We start from the raw sequence: 16,820 nt of genomic DNA on the forward strand, positions 1-16,820 counted from the left end.
CTGCCGGTCGACGGTCAGCTTGCCCTTCAGCTCGGGGATGCGCGCCTCGATGTCGGTGACGCACGCCTGTACCGTCGGCTCACTCCACTGCGCGTTCAGGCCCATCGCCACGGAGTTGGCCAGGACGCTGTCGAAGTCGTGCTTGGCCGCGTCACCGGTGTACGTGGCCGCGGTGGACGTCGACGTGAACAGCAGGCGGGGCCGGTAGGAGGTCTTCTCCAACTGCTTGGGGAACTCCCCGCCCATGCCGCCGACCACGACCACGGTGTCCGCCCGCGCGGACTGGAACTTCTCGATGAACACCCCGAGTTGCTGCGACACTGCCGCGGCGTCGCGGAACGAGGCGTCCATGATGCCGGTCTCGACCGGGGTGATGCCCTGCTTCTGGAGGGCGGGTAGCACGATTTCGTTGACCAGGGACTGCTCGTTGACCACACCGACGACCGCGACCTTCTTGCCGGCGAGCGCGTTGTTCTCGGTGAACAGGCCCATGGCCTCGCCGACTTCGTCGCCGCCGCGCATGTCGGAGAACCACGGGGCCTGTGCCTGGGCGTAGTTCTTCGCGGTGAGGGGGCCGCCCACGATGGCGGTCTTGTTGGTCTGGACGTAGCACATCGGCTCGTTGGCGTTGAGCGTGCCGACCACGGCGAAGACCTTCTCGTCCTGCGTGAGCTTGACGCAGGTCTCCTGCGCGGCGGCCGGCGAAGCGACGTTGACGGCACCGAAGACCGGGACGATCTTGCGGCCGTTGATGCCGCCCGCCTCGTTGATCTTGTCGATCACCGCCTTGTACGAGGCCTCGTAATCGCCGTGGTCGATCTTCATGAACTGCTTGACGGCCGACAGATCGGGATAGACGACGCCGATCTTGATGCTGTCCGCGGTGACCCCGGGTGCCGTGTTCCCCGCAGGCGGAGGGGCGACCGGGCCGCCGGAGGCGGAGGGGTTGTCGGAGTCGTCCTTGGACTCGGCGGCACAACCGCTGAGTATCAGGGCGGCGACCGCAGTGAGGAGCACGGACGCACGTCTGAGGGAATGTGAGGACATCCGCAGTGCCTTTCCGGTGAGGTGCTCGTTTCGGAACTCGCTCGGGTCTCGTTCGGTTCTCGTTCGGTTCTCTTGCGGAGCTGGGGCGGAACCCGGCTTGGATCGCGTGGGCGTGACGGCCCGTCAGGCGGCAGGAAGGGAACGCGCGGCGCACCGCGGCGTGCCGTTGACGGCCTTGCCCGTGAACCCGCCGTCAGGCAGGCCGCGGCAGCCGCCGGCCACCGACGAACGTCAGGCCTTTGCGTCGCCCCCGGAACGACATGCCGACTCGTCAGTGAACAGCGGTACTTGTGACGATTTGAATGCGCATTACTAATGCGGAACAGCACTGTGTCAGTCCGCCGGGACAGCGGCAAGACACCCGCCGGTCACATCTCGGTAACCCGCTACCGCCCGCGCGGCGACGCGTCCGCGCGGCCGCAAGGCGACGGCCGTCTCGGGTGGCGCGGGGCTTGTCTGTTCGCCGCCGCGCGTCGTAACTTCGTGGAAGCGCATTACTAATGCGCTCAATCCGGAATGGTGCCGGGCGGTTGCCGTCCGGCGGTATTCCGCGCTCCGGATCGGTTCAGCCCCTGCACTTCCCATGTCCGTTCGGTGTGCCGGACCTCCCTGAAGGTCGCCCACCGCCTGGCCGCAACTGCGACCGCATCGCCGTCATCGAACACGGTCGGGTCAGCGCCATCGGCACCCACAACTCGCTGCTGCGCACGTCGGCGACCTATCGCGCCTACTGCCGCGAACAGTCGGTGGCCTGACCGCCACGACGTCGGCGGCCGGACACAGCGATCGTGGTCCGAGTCGCCGTGGCCCACCGAGCGAGCACACGAACTAAAAGGCGACCGCGCCGAGGGCTTCGCGGGCGTTCTCCAGGATCCTCAGGACCGCGAGCGTCGCGTCCAGGGGGACGGCCGGGCTCTGCCGCAATCCTGCGCGTACGCCGTCGCGTACCTCGCGCAGTTCGGCGGCCAGCGCGTCGTCCGCAGCCGTGTCGATGTGCAGTTCCTCAAGGTGCAGGCCCGCGCGTGCGGTCATGCGGTGCGCGGCGTGGAACGCGGGATCGATGTCGATGCGGCCCTTGGTTCCGGCGATGACGGCGTTCATCGCCAGGGCGCTGACCAGCGAGCACTCCAGGAGGGCATGCACGCCGCCGGGCCAGGTCATCAGCAGCGCCGCATCGGCGTCGACGCCGCACTCCGCCAGCGACCCGGCGACCTGGACCGAGTCGGGCTCGCCCAGCAGCAGATAGGCCAGCGCCACCGGGTAGACGCCCGCCTGCGCACAGGCGCGGATCACCGGGGTACGGGCAGGGCCTCGTACGCAAACCTGGTCAGCACCGCATCGCCGCCGAGTGCTTCGACGCCGACGACACGGCCGGTGAACCCGCCCGCCACCTCGGTGGACAAGTACCGGCCGTCGACCTCGGCAACGCAGTGGAAGTCCCCGTCGACATAACCGAGTTGGAGGCGGTCCGGCGGGTTGCGGGGGGCGAAGCCACTCGGGACGGGGACGGCCCGGACGGCCAGGGGGCGGTCCGAGTGGACCTCGGAGGCCGTGGCGAGGACCTGGTCGAGCGGGCCGATGACCATCCGTACCGAGACCACCGTGCCCCGGCGCTCCACGGCGGCCCAGTGCGCGTCGTCGACTCGGACCACCAGCGCCGCGTCGCCGACCGGCACCGTCGCCTCCGCCTGCCACGACTCGTCGCACGTCCGCACGGCCAGCAGGTGCCGGGCCTCGCGCTCGCCGTGCGCGCGACCCGCGCGCAGCGCGACCCCGCCTTCCGGGCCGCGCGGGGTCGCGAAGCCGGCCGGGCGGGTGCCCGGTGAGATCCACCGCGGGTGCAGGGCGGCACCGGCGAACTCGTCCGCGAACGAGGTGTCCGGGGCGATCCCGCCGAAGGCGTCCTCGACGACCACGGGCCAGTCGTCGACCCAGTCGACGCCGGTGATGAACGTCTCGCGGCCGTTGACGTGCCACCTCGGGTGCGCCCCTCGGGGCCGGACCCCCAGATGGACCATCGCCCAGCGTCCGTCGGCCAGTTCGACGAAATCGGCGTGACCGGTGTTCTGTACGGGATGATCGGTGCTGCGGTGCGACAGGATCGGGTTCGCCGGGTGCGCCTCGAACGGGCCGGTGGCCGCCCGCGACCGGGCGACCGAGACGCCGTGCCCCGGCCCGGTGCCGCCCTCGGCGACGACCAGGTACCACCAGTCGCCCCTGCGGAACAGGTGCGGGCCCTCCGGACTCGCCAGGCCTGTGCCCGACCACAGCTTGCCCGGTTCGCTGAGCAGTTTCCCGGTGGTTGGGTCCACGGTGGCGTGCATGATGCTGCCGGGCAGGGCCCATGTCAGATGGCAGGTGCCTTCATCGTCCCAGGACAGGTCCGGATCGAATCCGATCGCGCCCGAGGTGTGCACCGGGTCGCTCCACGGGCCGGCCGGATCCTCCGCGCGCACGATCAGATGGCCTTTGCGCAGCTCGTCCATCGTGGTCAGGTTGGTGGTGATCATCCAGAAGAAGCCGTCGTGGTGGCGCAGCGTCGGCGCGTAGATCCCTTTGCTCGCGCCGTCCAGGCCGCTTGCCACGGTGAGTTGGGACGGCCGGTCCAGCACGTTGCCGATCTGCCGCCAGGTTGTCAGGTCGCGGCTGTGGAAGATCGGGACGCCGGGGAAGTACTCGAAGCTGGATGCGATCAGGTAGTGGTCGTCGCCGACGCGGCAGATGGACGGGTCCGGGAAGAACCCGGGCAGGACGGGATCGACGTTCACGGGCGGGCCTTCCATACCGGACGCGAGAGACGGCTGGTTCGAGCGTGCGCAGCGCCGGTCGAACCAATAAATCCAATGAATAGACTAAAATAGGGTTTCAGCAAACAGGCCACGTCGCGCCCGTGTCAATGTCCCGGTGGGGTTTGAGGCGCGCACCCCAAGCCGCGCGGATTCAGATGTGATTGCCGATCACCGGGGCGCGGCGTGCTCTTTGGCGCGCGCGGCAGGGGCGATTGAGCGCCCCGGTTGCGACAGTGACGCGATGTGTGCGCCGGCATCCCCGTTCACCGGGCCTTTGCGCGGGGCGTGTCGTCAAAACGCCCGGGGGTCGGGGGACGACAGGCCGAGAGCGCCGGCGTCCAAGGGGGCGAGGGGCGGGGTGACCGGCTGGGATTCGTCGATCGGCCAGCGTCCGTCCGCGACGGCCGCCAGCACCTGGCGGATCAGTTCGCGCGCGACGGCCTCCATCGCGGGAGGGATCCGCGTGGTCCGGGGGGCCGCCACCACGATGGCGCGCGTCACGTCCGGCTCGCACAGCGGCGCGGCGCTGAGGACGCCCTTCGCGACATCGTCGGCGACGCCGACACCGGGCAGGATCGTCCACCCGTGCCCGGCCAGCACGAGCTGCTTTTGCGCCTGCATCGAGTTGGTCTGCACGGAGATGGTCATCTCGGCGCCGGTGCGGGCCGCCGCGTCGTCGATCAGCATCCGCAGGGCGTGTCCCGAGGTGGGCAGGACCAGCGGGTGGTCGGCGGCTGTCGAGAACGCTACGGGCTGCTTCGGGCTGAGGCCGTCGGCCGCGGGTGCGACCGCCCACAGGCTCTCGTGTAGGAGCAGGTGGCCGTTGAGCTGGGGGGTGTTGTCGAGGTTGTACAGCAGCGACACGTCCAAGGCCCCCTCGTCGAGCCACTGTCGCAGGTGGCCGGAGTACGCCGTCGACAGCCGCAGGTCGATTCCGGGGTGGTCCCGCGTCAAGGCGGAGACAAGCGGTTCCGCCAGCAGGTCGGTCGTGCTCTCCAGGAGGCCGACGCGCACCACGCCGGTCACCGCCTGCGGCGTGGGCCGCACCTCGGACCGCGCCCACTCCAGCTCGTTCAACGCCCTGCGTGCGCGCGCCACGACGATCGCACCTTCCGAGGTGACCTCCATGCCGTGGCGCGTACGTCGGAACAACGCGACCCCGAGCTCGTCCTCCAGCGACCGGATCTGCCTGGTGACGGCCGGCTGTACGAGGTGCAGGAGTTCCGCGGCGCGCGTGACGCTGCCCACTTCCGCGACCGTGACGAGTGCTCTGAGCTGTCTGAGATCCATGCGCTCGGCTCAATTCCCTGAGTGGTATCGCACTGGTGCCGGGAGACTAGGAACATCATGCACGGTGATTCACTGCATGGTGCCATGAAAGATTGTGATGTCTCCGAGGCACACCGGGCCGCCCGGCGCGCGGGGGCCTCACGAGAGCTGCGTTCTGCGGGATGTCCGCAGGTCAGAGCGCTCTCAGGGAGATCTCTGGGGTGGCGCGGCCACCGTGTCATGAAGGTGGGACATCAACGCATTACACGATTCTATTGTTCAAGTCGTTGCATCAGAACTCATGATGGCGGAGGAGCCGGGCTGAGCCGCCTGCGAAGGCCGTACGCGGGCATCCTGCGGCGTCGGTTGCTCGTCAGCCGTGCCCGCGTGGCCACCAGCCCGTGACGACGACACCCCGGCGATCACGCCGGAGCATGAGAGGCAGAGAAGTGGCTTTCTTCCCGAAACCCGCCGCGGGTAGCTGGACCGAGAACCATCCCGAACTGGGCACCGGTCTCGTCGACTTCACCGACTCGACCGACCCGGAGTTCTACGAGGCCGAGCGCGAGGCGATCTTCAAGAAGACCTGGCTCAACGTCGGCCGCGTCGAACGCGTCCCCAAGGTCGGCAGCTACTTCACCAAGGAACTGGCCGTCGCCGAGACGTCGCTGGTCATCGTGCGCGGCCAGGACAACAAGATCCGCGCGTTCCACAACGTGTGCCGCCACCGCGGCAACAAGCTGGTGTGGAACGAGGCGCCGGGCGAGGAAACCTCCGGTAGCTGCCGCCAGTTCGTGTGCAAGTACCACGCCTGGCGCTATGACCTGACGGGCAACCTGACCTTCGTCCAGCAGGAAGGCGAGTTCTTCGACCTCGACAAGTCCGACTACGGGCTCAAGGAGGTCGCCTGCGACGTGTGGGAAGGGTTCATCTTCGTCAACTTCGACCCGCAGGAGCCCCTGCGGGAGTACCTCGGCGACCTGGCCAAGGGCGTCGAGGGCTACCCGTTCCACGAGATGACCGAGGTGTACACGTACCGCGCCGAGGTCGGCAGCAACTGGAAGCTGTTCATCGACGCGTTCGCCGAGTTCTACCACGCCCCGATCCTGCACCATAAGCAGGCGGTCAAGGATGAGGCGGAGAAGTTCCAGGGCTTCGGCTTCGAAGCGCTGCACTACGAGATCAGCACCCCACACTCCATGATCTCCTCGTGGGGCGGCATGGCTCCGCCGAAGGACCCCATGATGGTCAAGCCCATCGAACGCGCCCTGCGCAGCGGCCTGTTCGGCCCATGGGACCGCCCCGACATCGAGGGCCTGGACCCGCTGCCGCCGGCCATCAACCCGGCCCGGCACCACTCGTGGGGCACGGACTCCTTCGAGTTCTTCCCCAACTTCACCATCCTGTTCTGGGCCCCGGGCTGGTACCTGACGTACCACTACTGGCCGACCGCGGTGGACCGGCACATCTTCGAGGCCAACCTGTACTTCGTGCCCGCCAAGTCGGCGCGCGAGCGGCTGGCCCAGGAGCTCGGGGCCGTCACGTTCAAGGAGTACGCGCTCCAGGACGGCAACACCCTCGAAGCCACCCAGACCATGCTCAACAGCGGCGTGATCAAAGAGTTCCCCCTGTGCGACCAGGAGCTGCTGCTCCGGCACCTGCACAAGACCGTCCAGAACCTCGTCAAGGAGTACCGCGATGCCGCTGCCCGCTGAGTTCGCCGACCTGGAGCCGTACATCGACTGGGCCCTGCCCACCGAGGCCGAGCGCTACAACCGGCGGCTGGCCTCCTCCATGCCCGAGATGCAGGCGTTCTACGACGCGGCCATGCCCCGCCTGGAAGAGGCCATCCAGTACTGCGACAGCTTCCCGTGGGGTGAACTCCCCGACGACGCCCGCACCTTGTTCCACCTGATGCAGGGCCTGGTCATGGTGTCGTTCCCCGTCGAGGTCTGGAAGCAGCCCCGCGTCCCCGACTCCGGAGCCGCCTACCTCGACCTGCTCGCCGAACCCATCGTCTGACGGCCGACCGCCGCTCGGACGCCGGTGACGGGCCTCTCCTCCGGTCGCCCGTCACCGGTTCGGCGTCACCGAACCACAGCACAAGCACCACCACAGGCACCACCGCACCACGGGAGTTCGACGTCAGCGCCGATCCGCACGAGAGTTGGAGCGTTCATGGTGGTCATGCGTACCGTCACCGAGACGATCTTGGGATTGGGCGAAAACCTGCGATGGGACGTCGACGAGGAACGGCTCTACTGGATCGACGTGTTCGCGGCCACGGTGTACCGGTGCGACCTGGCCGGGCGGGACCTGCGGAGCTGGAAGTTCCCCGGCGACTCGATCTCGTCACTCGCCCTGCGGAAGGACGGCGGAGCCCTGGTCACCTCGGTCGCCGGGGTGTACCTGTTCGATTTCGACTCGGGTGACGCCGACCCGGTCTTCCGTCCCGAGGTGAGCGACGGCTTCGGGTTCAACGACGGAACGGTCGACCACCGGGGGCGGTTCATCACCGGCATGGCCGACGGGCCGCTCATCCAGGCCGTCTTCGGCGGTCGGCGGGACGGCCTCACCCCGTCCGCGAAGCTCTACCGCATCGACACGGACCTGAGCGCCCACGTCATCGGCGACCCCATCGGCGTCACCAACGGGCCGTGCCTCAGCCCGGACGGCTCGACGCTGTACTGCGGTGACAGCGCACTTCGCCTCGTCTACGCGTGGGACTACGACGGCGCCACGGGGGAGACCGCCAACCGGCGGACCCTTGCGCGGTTCACGGACGGCGACGCCATGCCCGACGGGGCGACCGTCGACGACCAGGGCTACCTGTGGGTGGCCGCCTACCAGGGCGGCGAGGTCCGCAGGTACGCACCGGACGGCACCCTCGACCGGCGCATCCCCGTCCCCGCCGCCGGCCCGACCAGTGTCGCGTTCGCCGGCCCGGAACTCGACGTCCTCATGGTGACGTCCCAAGGCGGCGGCACAGCCGAGCACGACGGCCGGATCCTGGCATTCCACAACCTCGGCGTCCGAGGGCTTCCCGAAAGGAAGTTCGGGCAGCGAGACGACGGGCCGTGAGCGGACCCGGCCGCGGTGACGGCACATGTCCGAGGGGTGGGGGCCGGGACACTACCCCCACAGCGGTAATGCGTGTCAATGCCAGGCGGGGACACCCTTCCTCACCCACGCGTCGTTGACAGCCACCAGGCCCTCGACGAGAGCCGCGTCATCGGATTACGGGGCGGTCCCGCCGCGTCGCGGTGAGCGGCGGGCTCGCCAGGCGCCCCGTTCACCGCCCAGATCGGCACCTGTAGGACATGGTCCCGGGACCTTGGTCGCTGGTGGTCCCGTCGGGCAGGACGACCTCGGCCGTTGTGCCAGGGGGAACCGTCACGGTCAGGTCGAAGTCGTCGCCCTTGATGCGCCAAGCCGATTCGATACGACCGTACGGCGAGTCGTGGACGCCCTCCGCCCAGGTCAGGTCCGCTCCGGGGTGGGGTGCCACGCGGAAGCGACGGTAGCCGGGGTGGTCGTCGAGCGCGCGGATCCCGGCGACGTACTCGTGGAGGAACGAGATCACCGCGCCTTTGCTGTAGTGGTTGAGCGACGCGTGCGGGACGCCGTCCGCGTCGATGCCGTCCCAGCTCTCCCAGATCGTGGTGGCGCCGCGTTCGACCATGGTCAGCCAGGACGGTGCGGTGTCCTGGAGCAGCAGTTCGTAGGCCACGTCGAGTCGGCCGGCGTCGGCGAGGACCGGCAGCAGGTAGGGCGTGGCCAGGAAGCCGGTGCCCAGGTGGGTGTCGGCCTTGCGGACGAGCTCCACCAGCCGTGCGGCCGTCGCGTCCCGACTCTCGTCGGGCACCAGGCGAAAGGCCAGGGCCCGCACGTACGTTGCCTGGGTTTCCGGGGTCAACTTGTCGTCTTCGCCGATGAACTCGGCCTGCCACGCGGCGCGTGCGTTTGCGGCCAAAGCGGCGAACCGTGCCGCGTCGGCTTCGTGCCCGAGCACCTCCGCGATGCGGGCGGCCAGTTGCGCCGAGTGGTGGAGATACGCGGTGGCGACCGCGCCGTGGTCCGCCGTGCGGAAGTCCTCGCCGGCGGTCCCCGGTTCGAGCCATTCGCCCCAGTGGTAGCCGGCATCCCACAGGTAGTGCTCGTGTGGGGCGGGGACAGGCCGGGCCGCGGCCCGGTCGGGGTGGCGCCGGGTTCGCGCGGTCTCGGCGGCGTAGTCGATCCAGGCGGTGATCGACGGCCACATTTCGCGCAGGACGCCGATGTCGGCGTAGCTGCGCCACAGTGTCCACGGCACGATCACCACCGCGTCGCCCCAGCCCGCCGAGCCCTGCGTGTCGCGCCAACGGCCGGTTCCGCCGGTACGCCGGCGCAGGGGGTCGGGCACGATGCCGGTGACGCAACCGTCCTCAAGTTGTTCTGCGGCCAGGTCGCGGAGCCACTTGAGGGAGAACCCGGCGACGTCGTAGAGGAACGCCGCAGCCGGGGCGAATACCTGCCAGTCGCCGGTCCATCCGGCGCGTTCGCGGTGCGGGCAGTCGGTGGGGATCTCGCAGGCGTTGCCGCGGAACGACCACTCGGCGATCTCGTGGAGCTTGTTGAGGCGTTCGTCGCTGCACCGGAACCAGCCGGTGCGCCGCAGGTCGGTGTGGACGACGACGCCGGTCACGTCGTCGGGGGTGAGCCGGTCGGGGTGTCCCTCGATCCGGACGTACCGGAACCCGTGGGTGGTGTGCCGGGGTTCGAAGACCTCACCGGGTGTACCGGCTGCGATGACACGGTCGGTCATGCCGACCGGGAGCCTGCCCAACGGCGTGTCCGCGGCGAGGTGGTCCTGCGTGACATCGCCGGTCGCATCCAGGGCCTCGCCGTGCACCAGCCGCAGGTCGGTTCCGGCGGGGCCGAGGGAGGTGAGCCGTATCCAGCCGTTGATGTTCCGGCCGAGGTCGACGACCTGACGGTCCGGCGCCGGACGGGTGACCGCGACCGGGCGCAGCGCTTGGACGCTCCGGGTCGGCGGGGCGGGGGAGTAGCCGAGCGGCCCGAGGTTGCCCTCGGCCAGGGACACCGGGTGCCAGGTTGTCGGCTGCCGTCGGTGGTCCTCGAACTGACCCGCCATGAGGTCTGCCGTGACGACCGGGCCGGAAGCGGACCGCCACTCGGGGCCGGTGGCCACGACTGTGTCCGCGGCGTGCAGCTGCCCCAGGAATCCCAGGGTGGTGCCGTAGCCGTCGGGCAGTTGCATGAACCCGAAACGCCCGCGGTGCCAGCCGTCGGAGAGCACGACGTCCCATTCGTTTTCGCCCTGAGACAGCAACTCCGAGACGTCGTACACCTGGACGTGCAGCGTTGTGGGGTAGCTCGTGAACCCCGGGGCCAACTCGATGTCGCCGACTCGCCGGCCGTTGAGGCACATCTCGTAGATGCCGTGGGCGGTGGCGTACAGCCGTGCGTTGTCGGGGTGTTCGTCGAGTGTGAAGGTGCGGCGCAGCACGTGGGAGCCGCGTTCGGTCTCCTCGGGCTCGATCCAGCGGGCGGTCCAGTGCCCTGGCTCCAGCAGCCCCGTCTCGAACCACGCCGGTTCCGACCACGGGCTCTCACCCAGCTCGGTCCAGACCTTGACCTGCCACTGCACGCGCGTCCGCGATCCCACGGGGTTGCCGGGCCAGGGCACCAACACGCATTCGGACGACTCGACCGGCGGCATGTCGCGGCCGTCGATCGCGATGGCATAGGCGGTCTGTGACAAGGCTCCCGGGGGCAGCCGCCAGGAAAGCCGCGGCTTCGCGACCCCGAGACCGAGCACGCTGTCGGTCAGGTGCTCGACTCGTAGTCCGGCCGCCGGGGGCGGCGTCGTCTCACTCATGGGGTTCCCCTTTGTCGCTTCAGCCGATGACTGTGAACTCATGCGCGCCGGCCCGGACGCTGTGGGCCCGTCCGTCGGGCAGTCGCACGTCCGCTGTGGTGTTCGGCGGGACGACCACGCTGACGGTGAGACCGTCGGCCGTCTTCCGCCAGCGGCTGCTCACGGTGCCATAGAGGCTGGTGTGCTCCGCAGCCGCGTGGGTGAGGGTGCCACCGGGGACAGGGGCGATGAGGAAGTGGTTCTCGCCGTCCACGCGGATGCCGGCGACGGTGTCGAACAGCCACTGGCACACCGCGCCGGGCGAGTAGTGGTTGTGGCTGGCCTTGCCCTCCCAGTCTTCCCAGACGGTCGTGGCGCCCGCCTCCACCTCGGCCAGCCAGCCGGGCGCGTGCGTGTTCTACAGCATCCGGTAGGCGACCTCGGCCCAGCAGCCCCATCTCGAACCACGACCGCGCAGGCTCGCCTTCGCGGTCGTCTTCATCCCACAGCGTGACCGACCACTCGATGCGGTCGCGGCTGCGCAGCGGAGGGCCCTCGTAGCGGATGTGCGCCATGCGGGCCGAGGCGACCTTGCCGGTGTCCCAGACGATCTCGTCGTCGCGGACCGCGACGATGCGGTACGCCGACTGCCTTACGCCGCTGTCACAGTTCCAGTAGAACCGCGGCCGGGTGATGTCGATGCCCAGCGGCTCGGAAAGATACTCGGTCCGCAAACGGACGGCCTTCAAGCTGCGTTCCCTTCTGGATGGTCACGGCAGTGTCCGAAGTGGTCCATGACGGAGAGCTGAAGGGCGGACTCACTCCACAGGAGCACGTCTATGAATCGATTCACTCCAGAAGTTTCCTCCGCGACTGAGCGCCTTCCTCGACCGGGGCAACAGGAGCACCCGGAGGCAGCATAGGTTATGCGCATTAGTTCGCGGGAGGGGACGCCAAGTCGATGGGATCCGAAACCGGTTCCGCGGGCATCCGGTGCAGACGAGCTCACGGCGGACTGATGCTGCACGCCGGACACCGGCGTCGGCCACTGGGCGTGGCCGGTGCCCGGCACAGCCGTCCTGGCGGAGCCTTTCCCACCGTCAGGTCGCACGCAGTGCTTCGGCGCTGCGCGACGCCTGGGCGGCGAGCCCCGCGATGCTCGACGTGATGAACGATCCGCCCCCTGCCAGGTCGCCGACCACATGCACACGTGGATCGGCCGAAAGCACGCCGCCGGACGGGTGGCGGGTGGCCAGGCCCGCGCCCACCAAGGACTTCAGCAGCGACCGGGCGGCGGCGGGGACTGCCTGCGGTGGGGCGTTGACGGCATTGACAACGCTCTCCGCGGTTTGTTCCCCCTCCGCGTGGTGCACTCGGAAGCGGCCGTTCACCGGCTCGATCGCGCGCACACCGGCCGTGACGGAGACCTGCCCGGAGTCCAGGAGCCGCATCAGCACGGCCGCGTTCACCGGAACCATCGGCGAGGCCACGCTTCCGACCACGCGGGAGTGGCGCCGCAGCCAGGCCCGGTCGGCTTCGGGGAGCAGCCGCCACGCGTACGGACCGACGCTGTGCGCGGTCTGCTGCACCACGCGGCGGCCGATCCGGGGATCGTCGACCGCGTCGAGCTGCCGCCGCAGCCGCCCGACGGGGTTCTCGGTCCCGGTGCCGAGCAACTCGGCCGTGAGTTCGTCGAAGTCCTCACCGGCGTCCGCGAGTTCCGCGCGTACCAGATTGACGAGATCGCCGAAGGCCACGCTGCCCGAAGCCTGATGCAGCGCCGCCACCCGTTCGATCGTCACGTGCCGCGGGCGCCGGCCGTCCGGGCGCTGCCAGACGTTGGGGAGCACGCCGCTGCGCGACATCAGTGTGATCCGTCCCGTGTGCCCGCGCGCGGCGAGCGCCACGACGGCGTCGACGGCGGTCAGACCACTGCCGATGACCGCCACATCACCGCCGTCGGGGATGCGGCCCAGTGTGTCGGCCAGCGGATACGGGTCGGCGACGAAGCCCGGCGTGCCGGAAAGGCCGTACAAATCCGGGGGAGTTCCACCTCCGACACACACCATGACATGCGTGGCCTGATACTCCCGCTCGCCCTCGGTACGCACGACCAGGTGGTTCCCCGCGCGGTTCCCGCGCACCACTTCGGTCACGTGTGCCACCACGACCGTTGTCGTCCAACCCTGTTCCTCCAGCGCCGCCAGAGCCTTCTCCGCGGTGTGCGCCAGATAGTCGCCGTACAGTGCGCGCGGCACCAGCGGTTGGCCCAGCCGTTTGTCGAGGTGGTCGGCGCCTCGCTCTCCCAGCCACGCCGCATAGTGGCCGAAGTCGCCCCCGCGGACCGACATCAGCGCGGGCGGCGCGTTCACCAGTACGGCGTTCAGGTCCGGACCGTACGGCCGGCCTCGCCACAGGTGTGCTTCCGACGCCGCGAAGACGGTGACCGTGCCACTACCTCGCCCGACCGCCTTGCTTTCCCAACCAGCCAACGCATCCAGCAAACTCACCGCTGCCGCGCCCCCGCCGACGATCGCGATGTCCATGTGGCCTCCCCATCGGGTAGTTCGATGGCAAGACCTTCGCCGACAGCGCTGAACCGGATAACCCCCAGCTCGCGGGTGATCGCGACGGGGCATCCCCCTCACATGAGGGGTTCGCGTCCCCGAGGAGATCAGGAAGACTGGGCGGCGGAGGGATATCTGCCATGACCGATCCACACCGGCCGGTGCTGTCGAACACCGAACGAGCTGCCGACGCGCTGGAGTTGTTCACCCGGACCTCGGCCAGGCTCCGGCGGCGGGTGCCGTTCCACTCGGCTGTGTGGACGGCCGCCGACCCCGAGACCGGCCTGATCACCGCGCCGATGCTCGTGGAAAACCTCGGCACAGGGGAGAACTGCGCCACATATTGGGAGAGCGAACTCCTGGAAGAGAACGTCCTTCCGTTCCGCGACCTGGCCCGTGCGCCCGTGCCGGCAGCCGGACTGCGCGTCGCCACCGGCGACCTGCCCGCACGCAGCGCCCGCTTCCGGCGCCTGCTGCTCGGTCAGGGGGTGCACGACGAACTGCGTGCCGTCCTGCGCATCGGCGACCGGCCCTGGGGCATGGTGAGCCTCTTCCGCACGACCCACGCGTTTCACCCGGACGAAGTCGCGGTGCTCGCCGACCTCTCCCGCCCAATGGCCGAACGACTGCGTCGCCTCGCCCGGCCGCCCGAGGCCGCCGCCACCGAAGCGCCCGCACCCGGCCTGATCCTCTTCGACACCTCCGGAGAAGCGGTGTCGATCAGCGACGTGGCCCGGCACCACCTCGCGGTGCTGCCGGCAGGCCCGTCGTTTCCTTCATCGCTGGGCGTCAACTTGCCAATCTGGGTGATCGGTACGGCACTTCAGGCCCGCGCCATCGCCGACGGCCGGGCGGACGCCGGCGCCCGCATACGCATTCGCACCACCGAAGGCCGCTGGCTCGTCTGCCACGCGTCCGCCCTGACCGGCGCCGGCGGACACCCCGGCCCGGTGGCCGTGGTCATCGAACCCGCGACGCCCGCCGACATCGCGGTCCTGGTCGCCGAGGCGTACGACCTGACTCCGCGTGAGCTTCAGGTCACCCAGCTCATCGCGCGCGGCCTGAACACGGCGGAGATCGCCGAAACGCTGTTCATCTCCCCGCACACCGTCCGCGACCACGTCAAGACCATCTTCACGAAGACCCGCGTCTCCACCCGAGGCTCCCTGGTCGCCCGCCTGTTCACCGACCACTACTGGCCCGCGCTGCCGAAGCCCTCCGAGGTGCACCGCCCCGGTTTGCCGACTGCCCAGGTCCGGTCCCAAGTCCGACACATCTGACGAGCGCAAGAGCGCATCGGATCGGACTTGTCAGGTGGTTCCACGATCAGTGGCGATCTCAGCGGCTTGCGGGCACGCACCGATCACTTACCGACCGGCGAGCAGCCCGTCGCGCGCGTGTGCACCTGGGGCGGCGTACCCACACGCGGCGCGGCGGTCGGGTACACCCGGGTACAAGGCGCGCGGCGGTCCGGTCAGGTGTGGAGTGCGTGCCCGTTGTGGCTCCGGCTCACCGATCGCCTTCTGCGTCCTCCTCGGTTCCCTCCGCCTCGATGCGTTCCTTGCGCACCTTGCCGGTCACGGTCTCCTGCTCGGTCCGCTCCTCGGTGGTCATACGGACGCGCTCGACAGGCTCGGCCCGGGTTTCCACGACCGGCCGTTCCTCGTGAAGGACCACTTCGTGCTCAGCCTCGGAGATGTCCTCTCCTGTCATCGCCTCCGCGCGATTGGCATCGGTGATCGGTTCCCGCTCCACGCGCACCTCTTCGTGGCTCACGGGAACGGTCACCTGCTGCTCCTCGGTCACCACGTACTTGCGGAGCCGGACCCGGCCGGCTTCGCGGCGCTCGGTGCCCACGTGCATCCGCTCCTCGGAGCGGGTCATCGCGTCGTCGGCGGGCGGCCCCGGTGTCTCGGTCTCGCGGGGGCCGGCGGGAGCGGCCTGCTGCCAGGCGGCGTCCCAGTCGATGCCGTAGTGCTCGTAGAGCCGGTGTTCCTCGTCCTCGGAGAGGTGGCCGCCGGCTTCGACGTCCACGTTGGGTGCGTCCTTGACCGTGTCCTTGGGGTACGGCACCTCAAGGTGGTCCTCGACCACACTGGCCTGCCGTATGGGCACGAAGGACTCGCTGGCGCCGAACAGGCCGGTCTTGACACTGACCCACTCCGGCTCGCCGGTCACGTCGTCGATGAAGACGTTCTTGGCGTCGCCGATCTTGTTTCCCTCCGTGTCGAACACCGGGTGCTCCAACACGGTGGATATCTGCTCTCTGGTGATCATCACCGCTCCTTCTCTCAACCACGCGGTCGTATCGCGGCTATCCGCACCGGCGCAGGCTAGAAACCTCCTCGCCGACTATTTGTTCGACTTTCGGGCCTGTCGAGCGGACGGAAGCGCCGAGGCCGCCGTGCGACGTGAGCGGGACCGTGTTGCCGCTCTCGACGAGCGCGCCCCCGCGAGGACGGGCGATACGACTGTGCAGGCCGTCGAAACCGACCGCACCCGGAGCCGAGTTCCCGGCGGACTTCATTGCCGACGACCACTGCGACAACGTGACAGTGGCGAAGGTCTCCGCCGCCATACGCGTCGGACCGGGCCCGGCTCACCTTCACCGGCGTGTCGGCGACGTCCCCCGCACCGCCGGAACGCCCCCGAGCCCGGCGCGGCTGAAAATCGTGGGGTGTGACCGACGCCGGCCACACGCGAAGCTCCCCGCACGGGCACCAGGACGGCGGCTCCCCGCCCGACCCGTTCGCACGCCCGGTCGGCCCCCGTACTCGATGTGTGACCGTCGACAGGCTGCGGCACGCAGATAATCGGCTTAATACACCATCTATCAATGAAAGCGGCATAGCGTCCCTTTTGGTCCATCACTGGATCATGTGATTTTTGACGGAAAAGGAGATGCTTGTGCGCAAAATTCGCAAGGCTGCCCTGGTGGTCGCCATGGTCGGCAGCGTCAGCGTGTTCGGGGCCAGTGCTGCCTTCGCCGACTCGGACACCGGCGTGGGCGACGCGGTCGTCGGCGCCGACGTGGTGGCGTGCGACCAGCACGCCGAGGTCGGGGACGAGACGAACCAAAACGGCCTCGTCAACCTCGCGACCGGGCCCATCACGGTCCTCGGCTCCGGTCCGGCGACCTCGACCTCCATTCAGCAGGCCTGTAGCGGCGGGGACAGTGTGGGCGTGAACGGCTCCGCCGCCGAATCGGGCGCCTTCGGACTCGACCTCGGCTTCGGGGACATCCTGGGCCTGTGACGCCAGGGTGCGCGTACCGGCGACCGCCGGTAC

General features: G+C 69.3%; 14 protein-coding genes and 1 pseudogene. 6 read left to right on the forward strand and 9 right to left on the reverse strand.

Annotated elements, in window-relative coordinates:
- On the reverse strand, positions 1 to 1,047 hold a 1,047-nt coding region (locus ACRX5W_RS26440; RefSeq protein WP_436790828.1), incomplete at its 3' end, for an ABC transporter substrate-binding protein.
- Positions 1,048 to 1,643: 596 nt separating this feature from the next.
- Here ACRX5W_RS26440 and ACRX5W_RS26445 point away from each other — a divergent pair.
- Positions 1,644 to 1,802: a hypothetical protein gene (locus tag ACRX5W_RS26445; RefSeq protein ID WP_436790829.1), complete on the forward strand. Its 159-nt coding sequence runs from the start codon at positions 1,644 to 1,646 to the stop codon at positions 1,800 to 1,802.
- A gap of 73 nt (positions 1,803 to 1,875) precedes the next feature.
- On the opposite strand, the gene ACRX5W_RS26450 is transcribed toward ACRX5W_RS26445, so the two are convergent.
- The 3 genes from ACRX5W_RS26450 to ACRX5W_RS26460 all read right to left on the reverse strand — a co-directional run bounded on the left by ACRX5W_RS26450 (position 1,876) and on the right by ACRX5W_RS26460 (position 5,126).
- The gene (locus ACRX5W_RS26450) at positions 1,876 to 2,340 is read right to left on the reverse strand and encodes a Gfo/Idh/MocA family protein (RefSeq protein WP_436790830.1); all 465 of its coding nucleotides are present in this window, start codon (positions 2,338 to 2,340) and stop codon (positions 1,876 to 1,878) included.
- The gene (locus ACRX5W_RS26455) at positions 2,337 to 3,815 is read right to left on the reverse strand and encodes a family 43 glycosylhydrolase (RefSeq protein WP_436790831.1); all 1,479 of its coding nucleotides are present in this window, start codon (positions 3,813 to 3,815) and stop codon (positions 2,337 to 2,339) included. Before ACRX5W_RS26455 ends, ACRX5W_RS26450 begins: the two co-directional genes overlap by 4 nt.
- Before the next feature lie 312 nt (positions 3,816 to 4,127).
- On the reverse strand, positions 4,128 to 5,126 hold the full coding sequence (locus tag ACRX5W_RS26460) for a LysR family transcriptional regulator (protein ID WP_436790832.1): 999 nt from the start codon (positions 5,124 to 5,126) through the stop codon (positions 4,128 to 4,130).
- A gap of 413 nt (positions 5,127 to 5,539) precedes the next feature.
- Between ACRX5W_RS26460 and ACRX5W_RS26465 the strand changes: the two genes are divergently transcribed.
- The 3 genes from ACRX5W_RS26465 (at position 5,540) to ACRX5W_RS26475 (ending at position 8,186) form a co-directional block, all read left to right on the forward strand.
- The gene (locus ACRX5W_RS26465) at positions 5,540 to 6,820 is read left to right on the forward strand and encodes an aromatic ring-hydroxylating oxygenase subunit alpha (RefSeq protein WP_436790833.1); all 1,281 of its coding nucleotides are present in this window, start codon (positions 5,540 to 5,542) and stop codon (positions 6,818 to 6,820) included.
- Positions 6,804 to 7,127 (forward strand): hypothetical protein, encoded by a 324-nt coding sequence (locus ACRX5W_RS26470; protein WP_436790834.1) that lies wholly within the window; start codon positions 6,804 to 6,806, stop codon positions 7,125 to 7,127. Before ACRX5W_RS26465 ends, ACRX5W_RS26470 begins: the two co-directional genes overlap by 17 nt.
- A gap of 156 nt (positions 7,128 to 7,283) precedes the next feature.
- Entirely contained in the window at positions 7,284 to 8,186 is a 903-nt protein-coding gene (locus ACRX5W_RS26475; protein ID WP_436790835.1) for an SMP-30/gluconolactonase/LRE family protein, read from the forward strand.
- 211 nt (positions 8,187 to 8,397) lie between these two features.
- Here ACRX5W_RS26475 and ACRX5W_RS26480 read toward each other — a convergent pair whose 3' ends face one another.
- The 4 genes and pseudogenes from ACRX5W_RS26480 to ACRX5W_RS26495 all read right to left on the reverse strand — a co-directional run bounded on the left by ACRX5W_RS26480 (position 8,398) and on the right by ACRX5W_RS26495 (position 13,511).
- Positions 8,398 to 10,986 carry a family 78 glycoside hydrolase catalytic domain gene (locus tag ACRX5W_RS26480; protein WP_436790836.1) on the reverse strand — a complete coding sequence of 863 codons (2,589 nt, stop codon included), beginning with the start codon at positions 10,984 to 10,986 and terminating at the stop codon, positions 8,398 to 8,400.
- Between the two features lie 19 nt (positions 10,987 to 11,005).
- Entirely contained in the window at positions 11,006 to 11,278 is a 273-nt protein-coding gene (locus tag ACRX5W_RS26485; RefSeq protein ID WP_436790948.1) for an alpha-L-rhamnosidase C-terminal domain-containing protein, read from the reverse strand.
- A pseudogene (locus ACRX5W_RS26490) lies at positions 11,264 to 11,368 on the reverse strand (hypothetical protein); the annotation flags it as partial. The pseudogene ACRX5W_RS26490 and the gene ACRX5W_RS26485, both read right to left, overlap by 15 nt.
- A gap of 697 nt (positions 11,369 to 12,065) precedes the next feature.
- Positions 12,066 to 13,511: an FAD/NAD(P)-binding protein gene (locus tag ACRX5W_RS26495; protein WP_436790837.1), complete on the reverse strand. Its 1,446-nt coding sequence runs from the start codon at positions 13,509 to 13,511 to the stop codon at positions 12,066 to 12,068.
- A 161-nt stretch (positions 13,512 to 13,672) separates the two neighbouring features.
- On the opposite strand from ACRX5W_RS26495, the gene ACRX5W_RS26500 reads away from it, so the two are divergent.
- A complete protein-coding gene (locus tag ACRX5W_RS26500; protein ID WP_436790838.1) occupies positions 13,673 to 14,812 on the forward strand; it encodes a LuxR C-terminal-related transcriptional regulator in 1,140 nt (379 codons plus the stop codon).
- Positions 14,813 to 15,041: 229 nt separating this feature from the next.
- Here ACRX5W_RS26500 and ACRX5W_RS26505 read toward each other — a convergent pair whose 3' ends face one another.
- On the reverse strand, positions 15,042 to 15,809 hold the full coding sequence (locus ACRX5W_RS26505) for a DUF2382 domain-containing protein (protein ID WP_436790839.1): 768 nt from the start codon (positions 15,807 to 15,809) through the stop codon (positions 15,042 to 15,044).
- A gap of 630 nt (positions 15,810 to 16,439) precedes the next feature.
- On the opposite strand from ACRX5W_RS26505, the gene ACRX5W_RS26510 reads away from it, so the two are divergent.
- The gene (locus ACRX5W_RS26510; protein WP_436790840.1) at positions 16,440 to 16,787 is read left to right on the forward strand and encodes a hypothetical protein; all 348 of its coding nucleotides are present in this window, start codon (positions 16,440 to 16,442) and stop codon (positions 16,785 to 16,787) included.
- Positions 16,788 to 16,820: the final 33 nt, after the last annotated feature.

The sequence above is a fragment of the Yinghuangia sp. YIM S10712 genome (assembly GCF_051388935.1).
Taxonomy (GTDB): Bacteria; Actinomycetota; Actinomycetes; order Streptomycetales; family Streptomycetaceae; genus Yinghuangia.